This window comes from Micromonospora sp. NPDC005220, from assembly GCF_040607895.1.
Classification (GTDB): Bacteria; Actinomycetota; Actinomycetes; order Mycobacteriales; family Micromonosporaceae; genus Micromonospora.
In genome coordinates this window covers 1-3,022 of the sequence record NZ_JBEXHP010000225.1, presented here as the reverse complement: position 1 = coordinate 3,022, position 3,022 = coordinate 1, and the positions used below count along the sequence as shown (strand labels likewise).

General features: G+C 69.0%; 1 protein-coding gene and 1 pseudogene. Both read right to left on the bottom strand.

Features of this window, described 5'->3' with window-relative positions:
• Positions 1-113 precede the first annotated feature (113 nt).
• Positions 114-488 (bottom strand): annotated as a pseudogene (locus tag ABZU52_RS32235) (IS6 family transposase); the annotation flags it as partial.
• A 237-nt stretch (positions 489-725) separates the two neighbouring features.
• The gene (locus ABZU52_RS32230) at positions 726-2,096 is read right to left on the bottom strand and encodes a hypothetical protein (RefSeq protein WP_354974687.1); all 1,371 of its coding nucleotides are present in this window, start codon (positions 2,094-2,096) and stop codon (positions 726-728) included.
• Between the last annotated feature and the right edge of the window lie 926 nt (positions 2,097-3,022).

Genomic DNA, 3,022 nt, shown 5'->3' with positions numbered 1-3,022 from the left:
ACCACCAACAGACCAGCCAGACCGAGCCAGATATCGTCACCCCTGCACCGACCGGCAGCAGGTAACCACCCCTCCATCAAAGCGGGGGAAGCTCAGGGTGTCGCCTTCAACGTCGACAGCGCCCGTCGGAAGAACCGCCGGGCCGCGTCGGCATCACGGCGGGCTGAGACGAGCACGTCGATGACCTGCCCGTACTGGTCAACTGCCCGGTACACGTACCGCCATACGCCGTTAACCTTGACGTACGTCTCGTCGACATGCCACCTGTCACCCGGTGAGTGGCGGCAGAATCGGGCGGCGTCGGCCAACAGCGGGGTGAACCGCTGCACCCAGCGGTAGACCGTGACGTGGTCGACCTCCACGCCGCGCTCGACCAGCAACTCCTCAACGTCGCGATAGGACAGGCTGAACCGCAGATACCAACGCACAGCGACCAGGATCACCTCCGGCGGGAACCGGAACCCGGCGAACGCCGACTTCGGAGGCAGCCACGGGTCAGGCCGGGTCGATGACTTCACTGCTCAAGCCTGCCTCGATCTTGCCAACGCTCAATGCAACAGTGCCGGCGGCGGAAGCAGGTGCCCCGCATGTCGCAGCGGCACGGCAGGAAACCGGAGGACCTCCATCCGCCGGCGCAAGCTCGCCTGCTCACGCTCGGCCCTAGTCGTACGCACAGTGATCCTCCTTTATCAAAGCATGCTCGGAACGGGGGTGATCGTCGTCGGTCAAACGCTGGTGTCGCGGACCAGGGCCCTGGTGGTGATCGCCAGGTCGAAGAGCTGTTCATCGGCGCGCATCTCGGCGTCGGGGTCACCGAGGTAGACGGCTGTCCGACGCGGGGACTCGATCAGCCGGTCGAGATGTGGCAGCGCGGGCCTCGCGTACCGGCCCATCGCGCCCAGGACCGCCATGGCGGTCGGGCCGAAGGTGTCGTCGTCGAGGTACTTGGGCAGCTCGGCGAGCAGGCGCGGCGCTGCGGCTGGACCGTTGTGCTGCCACAGGGTGGCGGCGACGCCGACTTGCATCGCGCCGGGTTGGGTGAACAGGTGGTTCATCTGGCGAACCTGCCGGTCGGTGAGACCGCCGTGGTCGGTCAGCCACGCCAGCAGGTGTGGGGCGATCCGGCAACGGCGCAGCTGTTCAGGGCGGGCGTCGAGATAGTCCTCCGCAACCGCCCGGTCCTGCGTGATCGCCAGGACCGCCACGACCGCAAGGTCGGCATCACGATGGCCACCGGCCACCAGCGGTCGCAGGAGCGCTACCGCCGGTGTCGCGGGCGGTCCGATCTGTTGCAGGGCGAAGACCTCGAGGCGGGCCGCCGTCGGATCGTGGCGGTCGAGAGCCGCGCGCAAGCGTGCGGTCAGCTCCGGTACGGCGGCTCGGGCGGCCGGGCCGATTGCCGCCAGGGCGTGGACGGCGGCCGCCGCTGGGCATGACTGCCACGATCGGCCCTCGTGGCACGGATCCTGATGCCCTGCCAGCACGTCCCGCGCGGTCTTGATTAGCTCGGTGGGGTCGGACAGCGCGGGTGCCAGGGCGGCGAGCGCCCCGGCAAGCCGTGGAGGCCGAGCGCCGGTGCGCAGCGTGCGAAGTAGCACCGGTAGGGCCCGTGGATCCCCGATGCTGCCGAGCGCGGTAGCCACTGTCGTCGACAATGCGGGCTCGGCGAGTAGCGGCACGAGGTTGTCGGCGGCCAGCCGAGTCGCGGTCAGCGAGGCACACACCACCACGGCCGCCGCCAGTCGGAGTGGGGACGGCTGTTCGGTCAGCAACTTCGAGAACGTCGGTGTCAGTCGAGCTGGGGCAGCCCGCCACGTCCGCATCGCCTCAGCAGCGATATCCAGCCCGGCCTGGCGTGCCCGGTCGGGCTCGTGTCGTCCCAGCAGCCGCTCGACCCACGAGTACGACCCTTCCTCCCGATCGAGGCGCCGCAGGACGGAAGCCCAGCGTTGCCCCGCACCCCACGTGCTACGACCGCCCTGCCCGCCGAGCATCTCGGCCGCCGCCTCAAAGTCCTCGCGGGCCGCCGCATCCCACCTGGCCCAATCCCCTGGACCCGCCGTGAGCAGCGCCGCCAACGACCCAAGAAACCGCACGGCAGGCAACTCGTCGCGCCTCATCCGTGCGCTTAACCACGGCCACCGGTCGTCGCCGGAACGCTGCCGCAGCTCGGAGTAAACCGCCTCCGCCAGCGCCACCCGAACCACCTGATCCGACGCCAACGACATCGCATCGGCTGCACGATCCACGCCGGCGGAAGCGACGAACAGCCAGCACGCCGCGCGCCGGACCGCGTCGTCAGGATCCGCCAAAGCGACTGCTGCGACATCCGCAACGGGATCCCCGCCGCCGTCCGGAGCGAAGACATCATGCAGCAACGTCAGCACCGTGAGCCGTACAGGAGCACGCGGGTCACCAGCCAGCCGGAACAGACGGCGCACGACCGGGCCGGCGCGGTCAGCGTTCACCGCAGCGAAGACCCTCGACCGGAACCCGTTCCCACCGACCGCGACGTCACCGCTGGCGACCGCGGCCTCCAACCACACCAGGTCAGCCGACTCCTCCGCCGGCGCCGACCCGTTCACCACACCGGGCGCGTGCCGCCCTTCACGTTACGCATGATCGACATCATCACTCAGCTGGCTGCTGCCAGCAATCGAGTTAGGGCACCGTGGATGGCCACCACACGGCCTCCGACTTTGCGCGGAGGACGGAAAGCTGAGGGGCGGAGGTCCGTCAGCCAGGACGGTCAGTTCGGCGACTTCCGCGTCGGCGAGCCGGATGTATATCGGGGCGATGTTCGCGCTCAGACGGACAGGCTCCTCATACCCGCGACCGGAGGTTGCGTTGGCGGCCGGTGTAGTAGGAACCAGTTGGTCTGGCTCAGCCAGCAGTCCACCGTGAACCTCTCGTGCGCACGAGCCTGGCTAAGGGACGTCTCGTAACTGGGTGAAGGCGTTGCCCGGCACCGGCCCGGTGGTCAGCCGACGAGGATGATGTTGTGGAGGTTGGCGATGCCGGA